The following is a 22,051-nucleotide window of genomic DNA, read 5'->3' as shown; positions in this document are numbered from 1 at the left end:
AGCGGGATATGGACCAAGACAGCCTAAGGGCAATTTCAACACTATTGATCTTCCTCGCGTTTGTCGGTTTAACGATAAGCGTGTATCGAAAACGCAATTCCTACTACGACGACGCGGCCAATCTACCCTTCGTTGAGGATGGCGAAGACGACCTCAAGAAGACGCCAAATGGGGATAAAAATGACTAGTTTTTGGAGCGCATGGATCATCATATTGACGGTGATCACCTTGGTACTTGTGACTTGGCTTTTGCTAGCCAACCGTACTACCACCGTCAAAGATGAAGAAAACCCAACCACCGGCCATGTTTATGACGGCATCGAGGAGTACGACAATCCCCTGCCAAGCTGGTGGTTCAAAATGTTTGTTATCAGCATCGTGTTTGCAGTCGGCTATCTGATTGCCTACCCGGGTCTGGGTAATTTCAAAGGTGTACTGGGCTGGACCTCGGTCGGTCAATGGCAAGCAGATGTTGACAAGGCAGATGCAAAAACAGCTGAACTCTATGCAGGCTACGTCAGCACCCCAGTGGAGCAACTCGCTGAAAACAATAAGGCAATGCGCTTGGGCCGACGGATATTCTCGAACAACTGCGCTATTTGCCACGGTACTGAGGCCAAGGGCGGCTACGGTTTCCCCAACCTTACCGACAAGGACTGGTTGTACGGCAGTAGCGCCCAGGAAATAAAACATTCCATTGCCGCTGGCCGCAACGGCATGATGCCAGCTTGGGAGTCAATATTAGGCGAACAAGGCCTAACAGATATGACGGGCTATGTGGTCGCTCTGTCCAAGGGAAATGCAGCTGAACAATACCCCGCTGCTGCCGAGAAATTTGCGATGCTATGTGCTGCCTGCCATATGCCTGATGGTAGCGGTAACCCACTAATGGGCGCACCTAGACTCAACGATGACATCTGGCTCTACGGCGGTGATCCCGGCCAAGTGAAACAGACCCTTGCATTGGGGCGCAACGGCAAAATGCCTGCCCAAGGCGAAACCTTGAGCGCTGACAAGATTCACCTGTTAACGGCTTATGTTTACTCGCTATCGAATCCAGTATCACCTGCCAAGGCTAAACCATAAGGGGTAGCAATACGTGACTAGCAAGCCCCCTTACATCACGCCCGCTAGCAGTGAAGAGGTATCGAACACTGATCCCGATTTAATCTCGGTGCACGAATTTGCGCCAGCGGAAGTGTCGGAAATCGATCTTTATCAAAAGCGGGAAAAGATTTACACCCGCAAGATCGAGGGCTTATTTCAACGGCTGCGGATGTTTACCGGATGGCCACTGTTAATGGGCTACTTGCTGCTACCTTGGCTTCAATGGGGCGACCGGCAGGCAGTATTGTTCGACCTACCTGCACGTAAATTTCATATTCTGGGGCTGACATTCTGGCCCCAAGATATGTCGATGCTGGGATGGGTGTTGATCATTGCGGCTTTTGGCCTGTTTGCGGTAACCAACTTCGCTGGCCGTGTGTGGTGTGGCTATACCTGTCCACAGACCGTGTGGACCAGTATTTTCATGTGGATAGAACAACGCGTTGAAGGTAGCCGCAATCAACGTATAAAGCTCGACAAAGCGCCCTGGACACCCAGTAAAGCGCTCAAGAAATTTCTCAAACACGGTATGTGGCTTGGATTTGCCTTTCTCACCGGCTTTACTTTTGTCGGCTATTTCACCCCTATTGATGAGCTTGGCTACGGCCTATTTAGCCTTTCGGTCAGCGCCTGGGCCGGCGTCTGGATTTTCATTTTCACCCTGCTAACGTATCTAAACGCAGGCTGGATGCGCGAGCAGGTGTGCATGCATATGTGTCCCTACGCGCGGTTTCAGTCGGCCATGTTTGACCGCGACACCCTCATCATCTCTTACGACAGCGCGCGCGGTGATCCTCGGGGCTCACGCAAGCGCAATGAGACATCTGCTGAGGTCGGACTAGGCGATTGCATTGACTGTCAGCTCTGCGTGCAAGTCTGCCCGACAGGCATCGATATTCGCAACGGCCTGCAATACGAGTGCATAGGCTGCGCACTGTGCGTGGATGCCTGCAACTCCGTCATGGCAAAAATGAACTACCCCAAGGGTCTGATTAGCTACACCACCGAAAACGCCCTAAGCGGCAAGCCACTGCGCATCATCAGGCCCAGACTTGTCGGCTATGTTATTGCTGTGCTGATCATGTGCTCGCTACTTGGCTACCGCATGATTACCCGCGACACTCTGGTACTCAGCGTATTGCGAGATCGCCAAGCCCTATACTTCCAGAGCGTTGATGGTTTAATCGAAAACCGCTATACCTTAAGAATTGCCAACAAAACCGAACAAGATCACGACTATCAACTGCGTATTAACAGCACGGCAGAACTTCAACTTAGGGGCAGCAAAGCGCTAAGAGTTGAGAGCGGTGAAGTCCGCGAATTGAACATCCAATTACTAGCCGAACCGGGTAGTTTAAAAACACCATCGGTAGCCGTCAGTTTTATTGCCGCCGCCACCGATAATCTGGATAAAACTGTCACCGTCGAAAGTCGCTTTATTGCGCCTGGCAGTGAGCACTAAGGGTGAGTATATGATGGCGCAAGAGCGTTTGAATGACATGGACACATCACCTTGGTACCGCCAATTCTGGCCCTGGTTTTTGTTGATTTTGCCGGGAACCGTGGTTATCGCCAGCATCAGCACGCTGGTGATTGCAGTGCGATATAGCGACAATCTGGTCGACGATAATTACTACCGCGACGGCCTCGCTATCAATCGCTACCTCGCCCAAGATGATCTCGCCACGGCAATGAATCTAGGCGCGCAAATACGTATCACCGCGCCCGACACCATTGCGGTGAGTCTATTGGGCTTGCAAAACGCACCTGACCATTTACTTCTACATTGGCAGCATCCGACCTACGAGGCCAACGACTTTACTACCGTGCTCACCAACCAGGGCCAGGCTCAGTATATGGCCCAACTCAAAGACCTACCCAGTGGCCGCTGGTATGTGACTCTTGAAGACCGTCCTATCAAACCAGAATCAGTCGACACCCCGGGAAGCTGGAGGCTGAAATCGGAGGTCACATTGACCGCCTCAAGCGCAGGCTACAAAACCATTAATTTATCCGCTGCTCAATAATGTCTAAGCCGCTCTTTCACGAGTCCGATAAGGTGGATAAATATTGTTACCACTGTGGCGAAAATGTCCCAGCGTCGCTAACCCTCTCGATTGAGATAGAAGGCAAGCAGCGCGCCATGTGCTGCCGCGGCTGCCTTGCCGTCGCCCAGTGTATTCTTGGATCGGGGCTTAATGACTACTACCGATTCCGCAGCGACAACCCAGCAACACCAGACTCTCGCGACGAAGATTACAGCCTTTACGATAATCCAGGGGTGCTAGCAGATTTTAGCCACGCCCTCGATGACAGTGGAACGCGCCAGGAAAGCAGGCTGAGCGTAGCTGGGCTGCACTGCGCTGCCTGCGCGTGGTTGATCGAAAATCGTCTGCAGCGCTTGCCCGGTATTGAGTCAGTAAGCGTTCATCTACAAAACGCCCTTGTCACAATTCGCTGGCGACGCGATGAGATCAAGATGAGCGAAATCATGATAGCCATTCATCAGCTAGGCTATCAGGCACTGCCCTACTCCCCCGCCAATCGTGACCAACACTTGCAAGAGGAGCTTGACGGCTTGCTGCGCCGCCTAGGTCTGGCAGGTATTGGTATGATGCAGGTCGGCATGGTTGCCATTGGTTTATACGCCGGTGACTTTCAGGGCATGGATGACACCACGCGCAATTTACTACGCTATTTCAGTCTCGCGGTCGCCACCCCGGTTTTGCTTTACTCAGCACAGCCGTTTTTCCGCGGCGCGTGGCGATCACTGAAAGCCGGACAACCCGGCATGGACGTGCCAGTATCACTGGCACTAGTGGCTGCGTTTACGGCAAGCGTGTTGGCAACCCTGCAACAACAAGAGCATGTCTATTTCGACACCGTCAGCATGTTCACTTTTTTTCTACTATTAAGCCGTTATTTACAGGCAAAGGTAAGACAAACACAAACCAGCAATACCGTATTGCTGCCGCTGGCCGCCAGAAAAATCACCCAGGCCGGAGACAATAGCTACCAGTGGCTACCACTGAAAGATTTACAGCGCGGCGATATTATCAGTGTCGTGCCCGGTGAAACCATTCCCATCGACGGCAGAGTCCTGCGCGGCCAAAGCAGCGTAGAAACCAGTGCCTTTAACGGCGAGTTTCTACCCGTGCAGGTGGCAATCGGCAGCACCGTACTGGCCGGCAGCGGAAATATCGACGGCAGTCTGGATATCGAAGTCACCGCCACCGCCAGTCAAAGCAGCATCGTGCAGATGGAAGCGCTGTTGGAACAGGCTCACGCTGCCAAGCCTAAATTTGCACAACTTGCAGACCGGCTGGCCAGTCATTTTGTCAGCGCCGTAATATTATTAGCCCTAGCAAGCTATCTTTATTGGCTGCAGCACAGTCCAGAACAGGCCTTTATCATTGCGCTATCGGTGCTCGTGGTCAGTTGCCCCTGCGCCCTGTCACTGGCGACGCCAACGACATTCACAGCGGCGGTGTCATCCCTGCGACGCGACGGTATTGTATTGCGCAGCACCCAAACCCTTGAAGCCTTGCACAAGGTTGACCGGGTGATTTTTGATAAGACTGGCACCCTGACGCTGGGTAAACCGCACATTCAAAGCAGCCACTATTATCAAGATAACCACGAGCAAATAATGCGCATTGCCGCCGCTCTGGAGCAGCATTCCAATCACCCCGTCGCAGAAGCCTTCCGCAGGCCGTCGAACATCGACTTACCGGAAGTTCACAAGCTCAGTATTTATGCCGGCGAAGGCATAGCCGCTAACATCGATGGTGAATCCTACCGAATTGGTCAAGGCGGGTTTTGTATACCGCTGGCGGACTTGCCAAGCCTTGAGCAAGAAGCCAACAACACCGAAGTTTATCTGGTTTCCAGCAAAGGGCCTCTTGCCAGATTCATACTCGAAGATAGCCTGCGCCCCGAGGCCGCCGCGCTGGTATCTGAAATTCGCGACCAAGGCATTGCGATAACGATTCTCAGCGGCGACAAAAACCAAGCCGTCGCAAAAATCGCCAATACCCTAAATATTCCCGATTATCATGGTGAGTTCAGCGCTGCCGCCAAGCTGGAAGCGATACACCGTTACCAAGCCGCCGGAGAAAGGGTGTTAATGGTGGGCGACGGTATCAACGATGCCCCAATTCTCTCCGCTGCGGATATGTCCATTGCAATGAGTAGCGCCAGTGCCCTGACCCGCAATCAGGCCGATGTCAGTCTGTTAGATAACTCGCTGAGCGCAGTTTCCACGCTCTTTGCCACCGCAAAACGAAGCCGGCGACTGCTGAAAGAAAACATCGGCTGGGCCCTGCTGTATAACCTCACCTCATTGCCACTGGCTGCGGTAGGTTTAGTGCCACCTTGGCTGGCTGCCATCGGTATGTCGACCAGCTCTCTAGTTGTGGTATTGAACGCCCTGCGAATCAAAGGCAAAGCTAATCTTAGCGACAGCAAAAAATTGCCTATTCAGGCGCCGGTCAAGACCTCAGTGGAGAATGCACATGGGTAGCTTATATATTTTATTACCGGTCGCACTGATATTTTTTTGCCTGATGGTGGCTTTGTTTTTCTGGGCAGTGGGCGACAATCAGTTTGATGATCTGGATAAAGAGGGCCAGCGCATTCTGTTTGACAGCGACCCAGGCGAAACCAAAGACCAGCCTAAATCTAAAACCGAAATAGAAAAGAGCAGCGGACCGCCGCATGAATGAGGCTATCAGCTATTCTGCGGCGTTTATGATCGGCTTAATCGGCAGTCCGCACTGCGTGGGTATGTGCGGCGGCATCGCAGGACTGCTTGCCTCAAGCACGGCGCCATCCGCGGCTGCCGTTCAATCCACGGCGTCTGCCACCGTTGAGTATATTCCCATCGCCGAGCGCCGCGATCCTGCGCAACTTCAAAAGCAGCTCTATCAAATACTACTTATCAGTCTGTTTCAGCTCGGTCGGATAAGCTGCTACGCCCTACTGGGCGCACTCGCCGGGGGACTGGTTGGGGGGCTCATAACCGCCAGCAGCTTTGCTATTGAAGATCTAGCCAACATCACCAAAGGCTTACGCATACTGGCGAGCCTAATGCTGGTAATGGTCGCCTTGTCCATTGCCGGATGGACACAGCTCACCCGCTTCCTCGAAAGCGCCGGCGGCGGGGTCTGGAAGCGAATTCAACCTCTCACCAAGCGCCTTATTCCCGTTAACTCGCCACGCAAGGCCCTCGCCATTGGCGGATTATGGGGATTTTTACCCTGCGGCCTAATCTATAGCGCCTTAGCATGGTCGGCGCTAAGCGGCAGCGCAATACAGTCTGGCGTGCTCATGTTCTGTTTTGGACTGGGAACCGTACCTGCAGTGATGGGGGTAAGCGGTTTGACAGGCAGCCTCCGCCTGCTGATGAAAAAGCCCTTAGCACGGCGCGGTTTTGCCATATTATTAATTGCTCTGGCAATAACACCTTGGCTCGCTATGGGCGAAAAATCCCATGCTCAACACACTGGCCACAGCAGCACCTCAAACCAGCAAGAACACCTAATGCACATGGAATAACGTCATCGCTAGGTAATCTGCGTAAAAATATATTGAAGTATTTATCTGCAGCGCCAGACGGTGAATCGCGCCAATAGCGCCTGATAACGGTCACTTTTGATTAATATCGTCGCCTGACACACAGTGTTAGATCTTGTTATTTATAAATTAATACTACTTATACCTCGCTTATCAAACTGACGATGGCTGAGTGCCGAATACTCAAGTCAATGCTCGCTGATACATTTCTGCCGAAAATTAGACCACTTTGCATCGTCTAACAGCGCACTTCTGCAGAGCTATCGCTAGAGTCGCATTACATTTAGCATCTCGTCTGCTCGCGCTCCCCACCACCTGTTCAGAAAATTTTATAGCATCTTTTAATTTTTCCTTAAGTTTTGAAAATTACCCTTGTCTTAAAATAACCGACCAAAAGGGTTCCCATGAATAAGCGCCGATTTCTTCTCGCCTTTTTCACCTTTGCAATTATCAGTCTGGCATTACCAATCACAAGCTATGCCGAAACCACAGGTGGCGCTGAAAACCCTGCGTTTAATCTTCAAGATTACCGCGGCAAAGTGGTCTATCTAGATTTTTGGGCATCTTGGTGTGGCCCATGCCGCGCGTCTTTTCCCTTTATGAATGATCTGCCTGCTGAATATGGTGACGATCTAGCTGTGGTGACAATTAACCTCGATGAAGACCGTGACAACGCAGATGAATTCATCGCCGAATTCAAACCCAACTTCCCAGTCTTCTTTGATAGCAAAGGCAGCGTTGCATCTCAGTATGGCGTTAGCGGCATGCCGAACTCATTTTTGTTTGATCGCAATGGTGAGCTAATCCTAAAGCATATGGGCTTTACCAAAAAAGATCCTGAGTTTCTACGTGCGAAAATTTCCGCAGCCATTTCGCGCTAGATCTCACAAATCCTAATCAGTCATTTATTGATGAGATAAGACCATGAAGAAAATTATCCTGTTACTTCTCGCCAGCAGCTCGTTGGCAGCTTGCAGCAATATGGGGGTTGAACCGTGGCAACGTCAGAACTTGGCCAAGCCGGAAATGGCACTGGACAGTTCGCCCTTGCGCTCGGCCCTGGACGATCACATCTACTTCAGTAAAGAAGCATCAAGCGGTGGCCGTGGTTTTGGCGGCGGTGGCTGCGGCTGTAACTGATAAGAACTTTGAGGAAGTATGATGAAATCGAACACTAAAAAGAATATTCGCTTGTCATTGGCCGCAGCAAGTTGCGCCTTAATTGGTGCTAACGCCGCAATGGCTGAGAACAAACATGATGTCGGTGAGTGGGACGTGAGTGCGGCGCTACTGTTTTACAGCGAGACTGATCGCGTTACGGCAACAGAACCGGTGATTAGCGCCAAAAAACAGATTGATACCGATGAAACCCTATCGCTTAAATTGACCGTCGACACCCTAACGGGTGCCTCTGCCAGTGGAGCGGTACCTACCAACCAGCCGCAGACCTTTACCAGTCCCTCTGGCGGCACAGCGGTGGTCACACCCGCGGGCGAAACCCCGCTTGACGAATCCTTTAAAGATACTCGCGTCGCTGTTAACGCGGCCTGGGAAAAGCCAATCGCAAAAGACCTAACCATGGTGCTTGGTGGTAATTTCTCATCAGAGTATGACTACACCTCATTTGCGGTCAGCTCTACGTTTGCCAAAGACATTAATAATGGCAATACCACACTAACGGCCGGCATATCTCTGGGCATGGATCTGGTCGAGCCAGTGAATGGTAAACCGGTTGCCTTTGGCACCTTGCAAATACAAGGCGATGATGACGATGAAGACGACGATGGCAATAAGGTAAAAAACGGCAGCGATGATACCAAGAGCTTGTTTGATCTTGTTGTCGGCGTAACCCAGATTATTGATCAAAACAGTCTTTTTCAACTGAGTTACTCACTGAGTTCCTCAAGTGGCTACCTAACAGACCCGTATAAATTTATCAGTGTCGTTGACCCAGTGACTGGCGTGCCGCTCTTTGAGAATAATGCGGAACCTAATTTGCCCACGGTGGTGTATGAAAACAGACCTGATAGTCGTCTTAAACACAGTTTTTACGGCCAATATAAACGCCTTATTGGTAACAATGTTCTCGATACGTCCTATCGCTTTATGGTCGATGACTGGGGGATTAGCTCCAACACGGTAGACCTTCGCTACCGGTGGAAATTTGGCGAGACCTCATATCTCGAGCCCCATGTGCGCGTGTATCAGCAGACGGCGGCTGACTTCTATACGCCGTTCTTTATTGCCGGTGATCAACCCACCGTGGGCGACACATCTTCTGACGCTTCTGCAGACTATCGTTTAGGTGAGTTTATGGCCTATACCGTGGGTATGGAATACGGTCAGGACAATCCTCAGAACTCCTGGAGTGTTGCCTTGGAATATTATCTACAAACCGGCGATGAGCCCGCGCAGGCATTTGGTGAACTAAAAAATCAAGAGCTTTATCCCGATGTTGACGCCCTGATGTTAAGGATCGGCTACGACTTTTAAGCCCTCTCCATCAACACCAGTGCCGTACACGGCACAAGGTTGACGGCATTGCGCGCACTTGCATTACTTCGCGGTGCGCGATTTTGTGTTTACACCCTAATTGGTGATTTATTTCCATGAAAAGAATTATTGCATCCCTGCTTATTCTACTTGGCCTGTTCTCAGTATCTTGCTGGGCAATCGATACCCAGGCTAAGGTCGACCAGACGGTTGCCACCACAACAAGCGGAGGTGATTTTTTACCCGTCGATCAGGCTTACCAAATGAAGCCGCGGCTAAGCGGCAACAAGTTAGAAATGGATTGGCAGATTGCCGAGGGTTATTACCTTTACGGCAAGGGATTCAAGGCGAGCTGGAGCGTAGATGAGCAAACTCAAAAGCTGGCCATTCAACTCCCTGGGGGCAAGCTAAAGCATGATGAGTATTTTGGTGATGTAGAGGTGTTCTATCAGCAGCTTCAATCCCATTTAAGCTTGCCGACAACAGCGCCGTTTACTATCAAGATCTCTTCGCAGGGCTGCGCCGACGCCGGCCTCTGCTACCCCCCAGATCACCGCTGGTTTAGGGTTGACCCCCAAGCGGGTCTGGTGACACCACTAGACCCGCAAAAACCTGCGACGTCTCAAACAGAGCAGCCAAAGGATTCGCTTCAAGCATCTGCGCAATCTATAACGTCAACAGATTCTGGCCCAGCTCGTATCGCGGCTGCGGTGCCAGCGAGTTTATTGATTATGGCCGCCATGGCCTTTGTCGGCGGTCTCATTCTAAATCTTATGCCCTGCGTTTTTCCGGTACTCGCATTAAAGGCAATCAGCCTCTTAGAAAGTAGCGATACATCAGCGGCCGAGCGCCGTATACACGGCCTGGTTTACACCGCCGGTGTGGTGGCAAGTTTTATGTTTTTTGCCGGCTTACTGATGTTTCTAAGAGCGTCAGGGCAAGAATTGGGATGGGGCTATCAGTTGCAATCGCCATGGTTTGTCGCCGCACTCGTGTATTTATTCTTCGCCATGGGGCTAAGTTTTTCTGGCGTAGTAGAGTTCGGTGCTGGTATTGCAGGGGTCGGTCAAGGGCTAGTAGAAAAAGGCGGCTTAAAGGGCACATTTTTCACCGGCGTACTGGCTGTTGTGGTTGCCAGCCCCTGCACTGCGCCGTTCATGGGAGCGTCTTTAGGCTTCGCGCTAACACAGCCCATGTATGTTGCGCTCACGGTATTTATCGCTCTGGGCTTGGGCATGGCCGCGCCCTTTTTACTGCTCTCGATCATCCCCGGTCTCGGCAGATTATTACCACGGCCTGGCAACTGGATGATTACTCTCAAAGAAGTCATGGCCTTCCCTATGTATCTCACCGGCATATGGTTGCTGTGGGTGCTTGGAAGGCAGGCAGGTATTAACGCTGCCATGTTAGTGTTAATCGGCTGCCTACTTATAAGTATGGCGCTGTATTTCTGGAAGAAAAAAGCACATTGGCATCGCGGTATCGCCATTGTGTCAGGTATTGCCGCAGCCACAATACTCGGCTCGGCCTTGTTACGCCCCAGTATGGCCGAGACCGAGAATCTATCTGCAAGCGCATTTCCAACTGCAAAAGACGGCGCTGCATTGGCTTACAGTTCAGAGCGGCTCACGTCATTGCAAAACGATGGCGGCGCAATCTTCCTCGACGTCACGGCGGACTGGTGTATCACCTGCAAAGCCAATGAACGCCTAGTCTTAGACACAGACTTAGTAAAAAACACAATGGCAGACCAACATATTCGCTATATGGTCGCCGACTGGACCAGTCGTGACGCCGAAGTCAGCAGGCTGCTAGCCCGCTACAACAGAAGCGGTGTACCGCTTTACGTTTACTTTCCGGGCGGTGGCAAAGCCCCCGTGGTACTGCCGCAAATTCTTAATAAGGACATGATAATTTCGACCTTCACAGATGCCCAAACTGGAAATGAAGATCAAGGTGGCTGATACTCTTTATTCCATCAGGGAAACCGCACACCATGAATCGAGAGTGGCTAGTAACAAAAACCGAGCGTGGATATAGAGGTCGCTTTAAAGCGATGGCCAGCCCCTGCGAAGTGTTGATCGACTGCGACAGTAAAGCCCTCGCCGAACAAATCACTTCAACCGTTGCCGCAGAAGCTTGGCGTATAGAATCGAAATTCAGTCGCTACCGCGACGACAATATTGTTTATCGCATTAATAACGCCAAGGGAAAAACCCTAGAAGTAGATCAAGAGACGACTCATCTTATTGATTTCGCCACCCACGCCTATCAAATAAGTGACCGCCTATTTGATCTAAGCTCTGGGGTATTACGTCGACTATGGAAGTTCGATGGCGGCAATCACATTCCCAATCCGGATGACGTGACTGCAATACTGCCCATCATTGGTTGGCATAAAGTGACATGGTCATCCCCATACTTAACATTACTACCCGGCATGGAGATCGACTTTGGCGGTATTGGCAAAGAGTATGCAGTCGACAAAGCCGCCGCGTTAGTGAGCAGCCTTAGCGATGTGCCGATACTGGTGAATTTCGGTGGCGACTTATTTGCAAATGCACCACCAAGTTATCAAGAACATTGGCTAGTGGGTGTCGAGAATATCGGCGGTTTGCAGTCCGCCAACATCCAGTTACAGCGCGGCGGTCTTGCAACCAGCGGCGATGCTCGGCGGTTCTTACTTCGAGACGGCCTACGCTACCCACATGTGCTTAACCCAATGACCGGATGGCCAGTCATGGACGCCCCCCACTCAGTTACCGTTGCCACAGCCAGCTGCGTCGAAGCAGGACTACTAGCCACCTTATCAATGCTACAAGGTAAAGACGCAGAGGATTTCATACAGGCACAAGAAGTATTACATTGGGTACAGCGCTAAACCGCTTTGTGCGTGTTAGCTGCATAGGCTTGGGTATCAACTCAAATGAAGCTATGAATAAGGCCATCTACAAAAACCTATTCCAAGCTTAATGTTGAATTGTCGCTGACCACCGCCGCTGCGGTCATTAAACCTTACAACTATCAGAACGGATGAAATAGATTATAAATGCGCTGGATTATTGTTAGTTTTTTATTAATTCTTGGTTTCTATACAGCACTTTGCATTAGTAAAAGTGGTGAGGTACTAGAAGTGATAGCGGGTGAAGTACAGAAATGTGACACTCTTGGTGGCGCTACGATGGAAGGAGTATCACACGCCACCATTAAAACTGAGAACGGTAGATACATTATTTCAAGCTTAAAAAACTGCATTCCGGCAACAAGCACTGAAATTTACCTTAAGCGCGGTGCGCTTTATTTTAATACCGTATATGCAAGTGAATAGACCTAAGAAGATCAAGCTTTGACTGCCAGCGCGCTCGCTAAGCGCTAAATACATGCTTCCAAGCAGCCTTTCTGCGCCCACATAAAAAGCCCCGCAATGAGATGTAACGTTCATTGTGGGGCTGCTTTGCCGTACTACAGAAAATCGGCCTAGTCATTGCCGCATCACTCTAATTTTTAAGCTAGTGCAACTTCAATCTAGGCCTTAGCAACCGATTAAAACGCCCCGCCATTAGCAACATCACCGTTCGCAACCATCCATAGATAGCCGCTTGATGCAGTCGATATAGGCTGACGTACATTATTCTCGCCATCCAGCCTTCTATGAAAAAGCTGCCGCCGCGCATACTGCCCATTAAATTCCCCAGTGCGGAATATTCAGACAGCGATACCAATGAACCGTGATCGCGATAGCTAAACGGTTTAAGTGGCTGCCCTTTAACAATGCGCTGCAAGTTCTTTGCTGTGTGCTTGGCCATTTGCTGAGCCGATTGCGCGCGCGGTGGTACGTTCTTGCCCGCTGCAAGTTCACAGGCGCAGCAATCACCCATTGCGAAGATGGCGGCATCGGCGGTTTGTAAATTTGGATCAACCACCAACTGGTTAATACGATTAACCTGCAGACCCCACTGCCCCACTACATCCGGCGCCTTGATTCCAGCGGCCCAAACCAAAAGCGCGGCGTCAATACGTTCGCCGTCGCCGGTGATAAAGCCCTGCTCGTCGGCTTCTTTAACCATGGTTGCGGTATGCACTTTTACACCCATGTTTTCTAGCTCGGCCTGGGCGGCGCTTGCGATCTGCTCACTTAGAGCGGGCAATAGGCGCGGCCCCGCCTCAATGACGTGAACTTGCAGTCGACTACGATCCAGCGCTTTAAGGCCATAGAGTTTTAACAGCCCCACAGCGTGGTGAATTTCTGCAGCTAGCTCAACGCCTGTGGCGCCGCCGCCGACAATCGCAACTGACAGAGGATCGTGATAATAATCTGCGCTTGAGCAGTGATTTAAAAATCGTTCATGAAAGCGGTCGGCTTGCTCGCGGGTGTCTAAAAACAGACAATGATCTCGCACCCCAGCGGTATTAAAATCGTTGCCAAGGCTACCCACAGTAATCACAAGATAATCATAGGGAATACGACGTTCGGGCAGTATCTCCTTGCCTGTTGATGTAGTGACCGGCTCAAGGATAATGTCTTTTTTATCACGATCTAGGCCACTCATGCGGCCTTTAGAAAAGTTGTAATGATTTTGATAGGCGTGGGCTCGATAATCTACCGCATCCAAATCTGAATCTATCGCGCCAGTGGCGACTTCGTGAAAGCGGGGCTTCCAAATATGGCTGGGGCTGGCATCTACCAAGGTAATATTTGCTTTACCGCGCTTGCCTAAGGTTTTCCCTAACTTTGTTACCAGTGGTAAACCTCCTGCCCCACCGCCAACAATAACAATATTCATACTCACCTCACTTCTACATCGCTAACTCGATTCGTACGACTCGTTATCGTCCTGGGCTTGATATTCTGCTGATTTCACAATAACCACGGTGCCTGCCATCTTGTCGTGCCAACCCTGCTTCTTTGGGTCTATAGCGACCCAGAGGATCCCTAGAAACAAGGGGATCATCGACACGTAGTAGCCGATGTAGCGCAATACAAATTGAGTGGTCGTTGGTTTTGCGCCAGTGCGGGCATCAACAATGCATAAATGGGTCATCATTTTTCCAGGAGTCGCAGACTTATACACCCAGAACATCAGCACCGCAACGGCGGGAAGCACGTAATTGAGCAACACATCTAAACCTGTGCCAATGCCATCTTCGCCCAACCAGTAGCCGCGACCGTATATCGCCGTTAACAAGGGGCCAAGCACAAGTAAAATCAATATTGAATCGATGATTGATGCGCCTACACGCACCCAGAAGCCTGCGTATTTTGGTGTACTCATAAGCAACATTTCCCTGTTTGCTATAACGGCGTATAAAAACGATTAGATGGTGACGAGCTACAGAATGCAGTGCCGTCCACTAAACGATAATGATCAAGAAGTTCTTTAGGCCGCCAGAAAAATAAGCCTGGAAAGATTAACCGCGAGAGTAAACCTAGTCTCATTCTGACGCCAGCTTTTGAATGCATATAGCCAAAAATAAAACCATCAATATGCAATAACAAGATTGATGCCAGCTACGCGACACCACAGCAATGAACGCCAGTATTAACTGCTCTATTTACAGTGAGTGGGGCACTCCGCTTACTAGGCGAGCGGCCGAGTCAGTGAGCCGGTTTCGTTCCCGCTTGTCGGTCCGCCCATAAGATAAACGATTTGGCAAACGTACGGTAAAAATTGGCGCTGGACACTTTATGGTAAAAAGAGTGTTGGAACTCTCAATCGAGGGCCGGTATTGGTAAAAAGCGGACAGTCAAAACAGCGCCCTAGATGCAAGCTTGCATGTTTTTCTACAGCCTCAACGCCGCCATAGCCGGCATCCGTGTGCGAAGCGCGATTTAGGCTGTTTAGCCACGAAGTAGCAATGGTTGATTGCCTTATTAAGCATTACTCTCCACAAACTGAATACATGCATTGTGGCCAAACTTGTTGGGCTTGCATATGAAACATAAAGTTGGGAACGCTCCAGTTTCCACTTGGTAATTTATACAGATAGAACGCCCCATAAAGTGGGCCGCTGTCCATGTTCATAATCACATACAACACTTTATTGTTATCTCCCAACTTTATCTCAGAAATATACTCGTGGCTGACATAGTTTCCGTAGTAAGCAGCAATAGTTCCAAATTGTGATGCTTGAGCTATCAATTCTTTGCTTCCATCAAGAGGCCCGCCTTTCGCCCATGCTGGCCATGCTGCATTGGCGCCGCCTTCTTTGAAAGCTTTGAAACCACTTTCTACTATTGCCTCTTTTGCAAAAGTAGCTGTGGATAAGGTGATTGCTAGAATAAATAGTAATGACTTCATTGTTGCTCCTTAGGTTTGGTATTTTCGATTGCTTAACGCCTTGCATGAGGGGCTATTTTTGGAACGAAGTGCCGAAGGCCGTAGTGGAAAAAATTGTCCCACTCCATGCAATTGTTAGCTCTTTTTCGAGTAATGTTTATCAAACTCTTTAATTATATTGGGATTGTAAAAACATTTTCCAATTCCTGTACGAACTGCTGGATCTAGGTAGCGCTTGTTGCAAAAATTCTCGTTGGACTCTAACGACTTGCGAATATCATGGTATTCCTTATTGATCTTGAAATCTGAATAGCGTTTTCCGAGCCTAGTAGTCAGGATTTTGTAGTCCCAAGGATACTTTTCCCTAACATCTTCTTCTGTCATGGTTATGGGAGTGGCGTCTGGATCATTTGTAATTCTTACGTGCTCAGAATCATCGCTCTTAGATTTAGTGAACTTAACATTCACGTTCAAGGATACGTTGTAGTAGCCCGGCTCGGCTTCGGATTCTGGAACCCGCGTTTCGGCTCTCAGATACGTCGATAGCTTCTTTTCTTCGGCGTTAAGAGATACTCCCTGCAGCCCTGCATCACTTCCGTAGAAGGCCAGAGGCATTAAGAAGAAGTTATAATCTGATAAATCTATGCCAAATAACCGTCTCACCGCCACCAAATAATTTTTGAGACATGCTGTACCGAGCTGCTGTACAAGCAATGCCAGATCAAAGCCTTTGTTCACAAAATGAATCGAGTTGTCTCTAATTTCACACAAGAGCTCTAAGTTCTTCCTGACCTCTGCTGGCATGCTGTCACCGTATTCATGCTCCAGAAGATCAAAGGCTTTAAACATTCCTATTGACAGGTGTGTCCCTGACCTATTTTGGGCTCGGTACAGTTTAGTAGACATTTCGCCATCGGCCTTTCTCCGCTTCTCATATTTGAGTACGGAGCTGATCTTATTCCCTGACAGCTGCAAAATCCGGGCTTTCAATAACAACTCCCACGCGTTTATAGCGAGAATTGCGAAAGTTTCCTCTCGGTAGGAAAAGCTAGGTTTGTTGTATGCCTCAATAGCCGCAACCATCGCATCTACAGACTTTCTAGCTAGTGTTTGGGATCGTGATCTCATAGGGAGGATTACCGGAGCTAACGCCTCAAACAGCGGCGCGCTTTAGCGCGTCCAGCCGAAGGCGATGCTGCTTTGATTTGTTAAGTTTTTGACTCATCTACGGAGCGAATATTTATAGGGCGACCATCTTTTAATACCTGCAAGATTAATTGGCGGATTTCAATAAAATCCAGCTCATTAGCAAGGTGGGCATCAGGTCGGTATGACTTATCAATGATATAGGATTTAGTAAATGACAAATTTAAACCCTTTGCAATCTCGTGAAGCAAATTTGCAAAAAGATCATTTGCCTTTGACTGCCAGACAGCTTGAGCCTCGCCAACTGAGGCAGATTCAATTGACTGCAAATGCTGCCGGTATAACATCCAAGACTCTCGAATCTGGTTATATTTCTTATCTTGAAATACAAAATCTATCTGATTCAGAGCTTCGACGTGAACGATATTCAGCCTTGTTGCTCGGGTGCTCATCAGTGTTTGGAAAACTCTCTCACGAGCCTCATGCTTCGACCTACGAGAGTGTCGCCACTCAGATGCCCATACAGCGAGAACAGGGCCAGCAATCGTTGCGAAAATCATCGCGGGGCCTGTTAGATCAATTATTATTTTCGTTTCGCTCATAGGTGATTCCTTGTGAAACTTAACAGTAAATTCTAATGCGTTGCGCTTTATAACTCGTGTACATAGCGAGTCTAAGCCTTGAGATGATTAAGCAGGATAATTCTATTTAAATCAGAGTGATAGTAAGCCTGAGATGGTTTTTTCATTTGTGTGCATCCTGCATTTGATGTGGAATCCCTTAGTGCTGAGCATAATCACTTCTCAATAAAAATCAATTGCTTAAGTAATTTCCACCGGAATTAGTGAGCGCAGTGCTGCTGAATACGAGCTTGACTGGACTTCCCCAAGTACTCAGCGCTATTCAGCGACTGACCGCTAATGTGACACTAGAGCCAAACACTCCCAGTAACTAAGGGGCATTTCCTGATCTGGTAAAAAGCGGACCTCTTGTGGTCAGACTGTGGATATAGAGCTCGCAACTCACTATGGACAATCAACGAGAATGCACTGCGGTCTACAAGGGGCGAACGATTTAATAGCTTCTTAGATTAAACGATCAGACTTATCAGCCGCCCAGATATTTATCCCACTCTTATTCGTTATAGAAATACTTGTGCGCTGCAACAACATTTTTTACGTAGCTATCAGGTTTCAACGTGCAATAATTCTGGTCGCAAAATCCAGCTGTAGCTTGATATTTCCCTCAAACCAAGGCTCGAGATAGGGGTCAAAGTGGTTGGCATCGATAGTACGAATTTCAATAGCCTCTGAAGACATTCGCTTTACTTTATCTTCATCAAATGGCGCGACGGTATCGCGTGTCGCGCCAATGACCAGAGTCGGAATCTGGATCGACTGCAGGTATTTAAACGGGCGATAAAACGCCATCGTAGCCAAGGATCGGGCCGCGACGCGGTTGTCATTAAGTTGCGTCAGGTTGGCCCTTATCCATTCTTCTACCCGCCAGGCTCCGTCGCGATCCATTGATGAGTAGCCACCGGCCTCAGAGATAATTGGGACATAACGGGTGCTGAAGGGGTTGAGCAGATCAAGCAGAATGTCGACGCCAAATCGCAACATACGCGCCAAGGGCACGGACTTGACGGCGAGCAAGCCATCAAGCATCGGCACCTGCGCAATGGCTCCGCGCAATTCCGGGTGTTCTGCGGCGATCCTTACGACATGCCCGCCACCGAATGAACTACCCCACAGAATTATATTCGTCTCATCAACATCAGGCAGTGACTTGGTATATGCCAGCGCGCTCTCGACAACTTTTTCGCGCCGCCATGGACTGATGACATTGCGCGGGAGACCCTCGCTGTCTCCCCAGCCGGGGTAGTCAAACGTGACGACACAAAACCCAGCGTCGTTAAACGCGGCGATGTAGTTTGTGATCAGCGTCAGCTGGGTAGCGCCCCATCCGTGAACGATCAGAATCGTCGGATACGCTGACGCGTCTGCATTCTGGCGCTTATGCAGCGTTGCCGCGCACCGTGTTTGCTGGTGAGTAAATGAGCCTTTCTGGCAGATCGACTGAGTCATGTGTAAGCCCCTTTGTGTCAGCAAGCTCTACGCCTGCCTGTTTCTAGAATGACATTCAAGAATGTATCATGTATCTTGAATCCCAATCAACAAATAGACGCAACAGGCCATCAGTCGGCCTCACAGGAGCTTGCCTTGGCCCGCAACAAACGCCACTTGGAACCGAAAGTTAAAAAGGAAGAGATCGAGCTTGTAGCCATGGCGCTACTTAAGGAAAAGGGCTACGACAAAACCTCTATGGCCGAAATCGCTAGAAGCGCCGGTGTGGCCGCGAATACCATTTACTGGTACTTCGAAAACAAGGACGACGTCCTGATTGCTGTACTAAACCGAGTGGTGTCTCAAGCCATAGCCGAGATGGCCACGTTACGCGAGCAAACGTTCAGAGCAAGAGTGCTAACACTGATTGGCCAAATTGAGAACTCAGGTTCATTGATGACTGATGTTCACTCCCGCGTAAACCATTCCACCAAAGTGCAAGTCTGGCACGAACAGTTTCATACGATGGTAGAACAACTATCGGTGTCAGAGCTGGTCAACGCCGAGGTGTGCCTTGACGAGGCGCAACTTGATGCAAAATTACTGATTTACGTGATCGAGGGGCTGCTTGCTCATCCGCACAAGTTGCAGGAAAGAGAACAGATTATTGATCAGACGCTTAAACGCATTTTGGCTAAATAAGGCGCGCGCTCTTACCTAATGCCATGCCAGCAAAGACTAGAATCTCGCTTGGCAAGTACTAAGAGCAATATATTACGTTTACATTTTAACTCGGACTTAAGGCTTGCGTGTTGATATAGCGGTGCTGCATGACCGCTTTTGTGACTTCCCGGCCTTTTTGAGGCTAATCAGCGAAGAGACTCCGAAAAGAGGCCTCCGGGTCGGCAGTGCCGAAACGCCTCAAACTTTTTGTGCATACAGACCGAATCTTTATCTCACGCCACCCCGATCCGAAATTTCCCGAGTGTCAGCCAGAGTGACCGCCCCTCACACTTTCTCGGGGCGGGAATCCAGAAAGTTTGGCGGCTGCGGTGAACAAGTAGCTCCAAGCCATCTGACCGGCCGGGATTATTACATCCGAGGTCTGTACTGTAAAAATCAGTTTGGCAATGAATCAATCAAGAGCTATGCGCCAGAAATTTATTTTTCCTCGCTCTATTCTATGCTGTTTGCAGGCCTGGAAGTATCACCGTAAAGCAGCAACCTTCGCCGAGCTCGCTGTCGCAATGGATACTACCTTTGAGTTTATTTACTATTATATTGAATACAATATTCAGGCCTAGACCACTCCCGCCCTCTCCACGCCGAGTCGTAAAAAATGGTTCGTATATCTGTTTAATATGCGTAGCGCTAATACCCGCACCGTCGTCTCGGTAGCGCAAGCACAAGCAGTCGCCTTGCGCTTCAAAGTCGATGTGGATATGTCCCGGCTTGTTAGAGACAAAGCCATGGGCGAGGGAATTAGTAACGAAGTTGGTGATGACTTGAGCAAATGATCCGGGATCGCTATATATGGAAAGTTCTAGTGGGCCATCAATCGACACAGTGACATCACGTTTATCGAGCAACGATTTCACTGAGATTATTACGCTATTGAGATACTCATTTATATTGAAGACGCGATTGCTCTGAAACGAACAGTCAACTGCAACCTGCTTAAAGTTGTTGATAAGGTCCGCAGCACGCAGCAGATTGCGTAAAACGATATCCGCGCATTCCTGAATGTGTAACACTGAAGTACTAGCAAAGCTGTGCGTGAGCGTATTTTCCTCTACCTTGTCTAGCAATGATTGTGTCGCGCTTTGCATATGTGACGCGGCGGTCACACCAACGCCGATGGGTGTATTGACCTCGTGTGCCACACCCGCCACCAGTTGACCTAGGGCTGACATCTTTTCCGATTGAATCAGCACATCTTGGGCTGAGTGCAGTTCCTTTAGCGCCTGTTCCAGCAGTGTGCTTTTTGATTCTAGGTCTTGCTTGGATTCGCGCAGCTCAATAATCACGTTATGCAGTAATGCGTCGCCTTTTTCTTTGTTAATTTCTAATTCTGCACGGTCGGCTTCTGAGCGCTCGAGCTGCTTGCGCAGAATGCGAAGTTGCTTTTCTGTTTCGGTTGACATCAATTATTGGCCTGCTTATCGGAATTTTATTCGGAACCGATCAATAGCGAAATAAACGTTTCATTGTGAAAATGGGTAGCTGCGCCAAGTTCCATGGGACTAATTTCGCCGTTGGTGTAAAAGCCGCAACTCGGTACGCTGATACCAATGCTGTCGCGTGCTTGTTCGAATTCTTCGTGTGTGCGGGTTCCCAATAGCTGACGCCGACTTGCACAAGAAAAGTACAGCGCCGCGACAGGCTCGCCGGGGCCATAAGCAGCGACAGCTTGTAGCATCGATTCGCGGCTGGCCGCCAGAATATCATCCCTATTTGACTCGCTCATCTGAACCTTAGCACCCACTGGTACTTCAGCGAAAAAATTAACGCTACCTGTTTCTGTATCAAATTCACCGCTGGGAGCACGCAAGTAAAACTGGTCGTCTTCAGTGAAGACTGCAAGCGGGTAGTTGGATGACGGTTCGTGTTTGCCGAGATACTCTCGATAATAAGACAGTGCCGGCTCACCATCTATTTCGTAAACTGTGTTAGCTTTCGAGCGCGTCACGATACCCGGATTACCTATTGGCTGCCAGCCGCTGGCAACCCCATGGGCGCAACGCAAGGCGCCAGCAAACAGTAACACCGGCACTGCACTAGAATACAAAGATCGACCGTGAAATTGGTAGGTGGTGTCGAATTGCCATCGGTCTGCGGCCAAGCCTCCCACCACAGGTACGCCATTGGGCAGTGCATCTGCTAGACCGTCGAGAATGGCCTTACTGTTGACCCCTAGGCTTTCAGGCACCGTAATGCATAAGCGCACGGGCTTGGTCAAAGCTTGTGTCGCCTGTGTGATAGCCGATCTGGCGCTTGCCGCCGCGTCACTCGATGCGTCGCTGCCGATACCTGCACTGATTTGAATCGAGTTGTCAGCGCAGAACAGCATCAGCGTGACGGAATCTTGCTGGAACGCAAGTACCGAGGAAACCTCACCATCGGTGGTGCAGCCAATCAGTTGCAGGTCAGGCCATGCATCCATAATGTCGTTTAGCAGTGATTGATGATCAAAATCAATAGCTGCAAATAGCAGCCCCGCCGTTGGCATCTGCCCATCAAGCTGTTTATCGCACTGAAGGAGAAGGTCTTCGGTAGCTGAGCGTGTGTCCGGGTCATTGCTGTGACTGACTACAATTTTAAACATAACAAAGGCACCTTCCCTAGCTTTACTGAAATCATACTACTTCATTATCAAAGCGTCGTTCC

22 protein-coding genes are annotated in these 22,051 nt (G+C 49.7%); 14 read left to right on the top strand and 8 right to left on the bottom strand.

Annotated features, from left to right (window positions below; genetic code table 11):
• Positions 1–8 precede the first annotated feature (8 nt).
• The 13 genes from AB4875_RS08135 (at position 9) to AB4875_RS08075 (ending at position 12,502) form a co-directional block, all read left to right on the top strand.
• Positions 9–188, top strand: coding sequence for a cbb3-type cytochrome oxidase subunit 3 (locus tag AB4875_RS08135; protein ID WP_368375560.1), 180 nt, complete (start codon positions 9–11; stop codon positions 186–188).
• Positions 181–1,086 carry a cytochrome-c oxidase, cbb3-type subunit III gene (gene ccoP, locus AB4875_RS08130; protein WP_368375559.1) on the top strand — a complete coding sequence of 302 codons (906 nt, stop codon included), beginning with the start codon at positions 181–183 and terminating at the stop codon, positions 1,084–1,086. Before AB4875_RS08135 ends, ccoP begins: the two co-directional genes overlap by 8 nt.
• Positions 1,087–1,099: 13 nt before the next feature.
• Positions 1,100–2,569, top strand: coding sequence for a cytochrome c oxidase accessory protein CcoG (gene ccoG, locus AB4875_RS08125; RefSeq protein WP_368375558.1), 1,470 nt, complete (start codon positions 1,100–1,102; stop codon positions 2,567–2,569).
• A gap of 10 nt (positions 2,570–2,579) precedes the next feature.
• Positions 2,580–3,134, top strand: a complete 555-nt coding sequence (locus AB4875_RS08120) for a FixH family protein (RefSeq protein ID WP_368375557.1) — start codon at positions 2,580–2,582, stop codon at positions 3,132–3,134.
• A complete protein-coding gene (locus AB4875_RS08115) occupies positions 3,134–5,629 on the top strand; it encodes a heavy metal translocating P-type ATPase (protein ID WP_368375556.1) in 2,496 nt (831 codons plus the stop codon). Before AB4875_RS08120 ends, AB4875_RS08115 begins: the two co-directional genes overlap by 1 nt.
• The gene (gene ccoS, locus AB4875_RS08110) at positions 5,622–5,831 is read left to right on the top strand and encodes a cbb3-type cytochrome oxidase assembly protein CcoS (protein WP_368375555.1); all 210 of its coding nucleotides are present in this window, start codon (positions 5,622–5,624) and stop codon (positions 5,829–5,831) included. Before AB4875_RS08115 ends, ccoS begins: the two co-directional genes overlap by 8 nt.
• The gene (locus AB4875_RS08105) at positions 5,824–6,663 is read left to right on the top strand and encodes a sulfite exporter TauE/SafE family protein (RefSeq protein ID WP_368375554.1); all 840 of its coding nucleotides are present in this window, start codon (positions 5,824–5,826) and stop codon (positions 6,661–6,663) included. Before ccoS ends, AB4875_RS08105 begins: the two co-directional genes overlap by 8 nt.
• A 422-nt stretch (positions 6,664–7,085) precedes the next feature.
• Complete coding sequence (locus AB4875_RS08100; RefSeq protein WP_368375553.1) at positions 7,086–7,562, top strand: TlpA family protein disulfide reductase; 477 nt, start codon at positions 7,086–7,088, stop codon at positions 7,560–7,562.
• Positions 7,563–7,605: 43 nt separating this feature from the next.
• On the top strand, positions 7,606–7,821 hold the full coding sequence (locus AB4875_RS08095; protein WP_368375552.1) for a DUF4266 domain-containing protein: 216 nt from the start codon (positions 7,606–7,608) through the stop codon (positions 7,819–7,821).
• Between the two features lie 21 nt (positions 7,822–7,842).
• Entirely contained in the window at positions 7,843–9,174 is a 1,332-nt protein-coding gene (locus tag AB4875_RS08090; protein WP_368375551.1) for a DUF3570 domain-containing protein, read from the top strand.
• Positions 9,175–9,290: 116 nt separating this feature from the next.
• Positions 9,291–11,138: a protein-disulfide reductase DsbD family protein gene (locus AB4875_RS08085; RefSeq protein ID WP_368375550.1), complete on the top strand. Its 1,848-nt coding sequence runs from the start codon at positions 9,291–9,293 to the stop codon at positions 11,136–11,138.
• 32 nt (positions 11,139–11,170) lie between these two features.
• Entirely contained in the window at positions 11,171–12,055 is an 885-nt protein-coding gene (locus tag AB4875_RS08080; protein WP_368375549.1) for an FAD:protein FMN transferase, read from the top strand.
• 168 nt (positions 12,056–12,223) lie between these two features.
• The gene (locus AB4875_RS08075) at positions 12,224–12,502 is read left to right on the top strand and encodes a hypothetical protein (RefSeq protein ID WP_368375548.1); all 279 of its coding nucleotides are present in this window, start codon (positions 12,224–12,226) and stop codon (positions 12,500–12,502) included.
• Between the two features lie 181 nt (positions 12,503–12,683).
• Here the strand turns inward: AB4875_RS08075 and AB4875_RS08070 are convergent, their stop codons facing one another.
• From AB4875_RS08070 to AB4875_RS08045, 6 genes are all read right to left on the bottom strand, one after another.
• The gene (locus tag AB4875_RS08070) at positions 12,684–13,958 is read right to left on the bottom strand and encodes an NAD(P)/FAD-dependent oxidoreductase (protein ID WP_368375547.1); all 1,275 of its coding nucleotides are present in this window, start codon (positions 13,956–13,958) and stop codon (positions 12,684–12,686) included.
• A gap of 21 nt (positions 13,959–13,979) precedes the next feature.
• Complete coding sequence (locus tag AB4875_RS08065) at positions 13,980–14,447, bottom strand: RDD family protein (RefSeq protein ID WP_368375546.1); 468 nt, start codon at positions 14,445–14,447, stop codon at positions 13,980–13,982.
• Between the two features lie 606 nt (positions 14,448–15,053).
• Positions 15,054–15,473, bottom strand: coding sequence for a hypothetical protein (locus tag AB4875_RS08060; protein WP_368375545.1), 420 nt, complete (start codon positions 15,471–15,473; stop codon positions 15,054–15,056).
• Positions 15,474–15,587: 114 nt separating this feature from the next.
• Complete coding sequence (locus tag AB4875_RS08055) at positions 15,588–16,580, bottom strand: DUF3644 domain-containing protein (RefSeq protein WP_368375544.1); 993 nt, start codon at positions 16,578–16,580, stop codon at positions 15,588–15,590.
• A gap of 80 nt (positions 16,581–16,660) precedes the next feature.
• On the bottom strand, positions 16,661–17,200 hold the full coding sequence (locus AB4875_RS08050; RefSeq protein ID WP_368375543.1) for a DUF6680 family protein: 540 nt from the start codon (positions 17,198–17,200) through the stop codon (positions 16,661–16,663).
• 591 nt (positions 17,201–17,791) lie between these two features.
• Positions 17,792–18,685, bottom strand: coding sequence for an alpha/beta hydrolase (locus AB4875_RS08045; protein WP_368375542.1), 894 nt, complete (start codon positions 18,683–18,685; stop codon positions 17,792–17,794).
• A gap of 48 nt (positions 18,686–18,733) precedes the next feature.
• Here AB4875_RS08045 and AB4875_RS08040 point away from each other — a divergent pair, with 48 nt between their 5' ends.
• Positions 18,734–19,366: a TetR/AcrR family transcriptional regulator gene (locus AB4875_RS08040; protein ID WP_368375541.1), complete on the top strand. Its 633-nt coding sequence runs from the start codon at positions 18,734–18,736 to the stop codon at positions 19,364–19,366.
• Between the two features lie 479 nt (positions 19,367–19,845).
• Here the strand turns inward: AB4875_RS08040 and AB4875_RS08035 are convergent, their stop codons facing one another.
• Both AB4875_RS08035 and AB4875_RS08030 read right to left on the bottom strand, forming a co-directional pair.
• Positions 19,846–20,808, bottom strand: coding sequence for a sensor histidine kinase (locus AB4875_RS08035; protein WP_368375540.1), 963 nt, complete (start codon positions 20,806–20,808; stop codon positions 19,846–19,848).
• A 26-nt stretch (positions 20,809–20,834) separates the two neighbouring features.
• Positions 20,835–21,989, bottom strand: coding sequence for an FIST signal transduction protein (locus AB4875_RS08030; protein ID WP_368375539.1), 1,155 nt, complete (start codon positions 21,987–21,989; stop codon positions 20,835–20,837).
• Between the last annotated feature and the right edge of the window lie 62 nt (positions 21,990–22,051).

The sequence above is a fragment of the Zhongshania sp. R06B22 genome (genome assembly GCF_040892595.1).
GTDB lineage: Bacteria > Pseudomonadota > Gammaproteobacteria > Pseudomonadales > Spongiibacteraceae > Spongiibacter > Spongiibacter arctica.
This window is presented reverse-complemented; position numbering and strand designations above follow the sequence as displayed.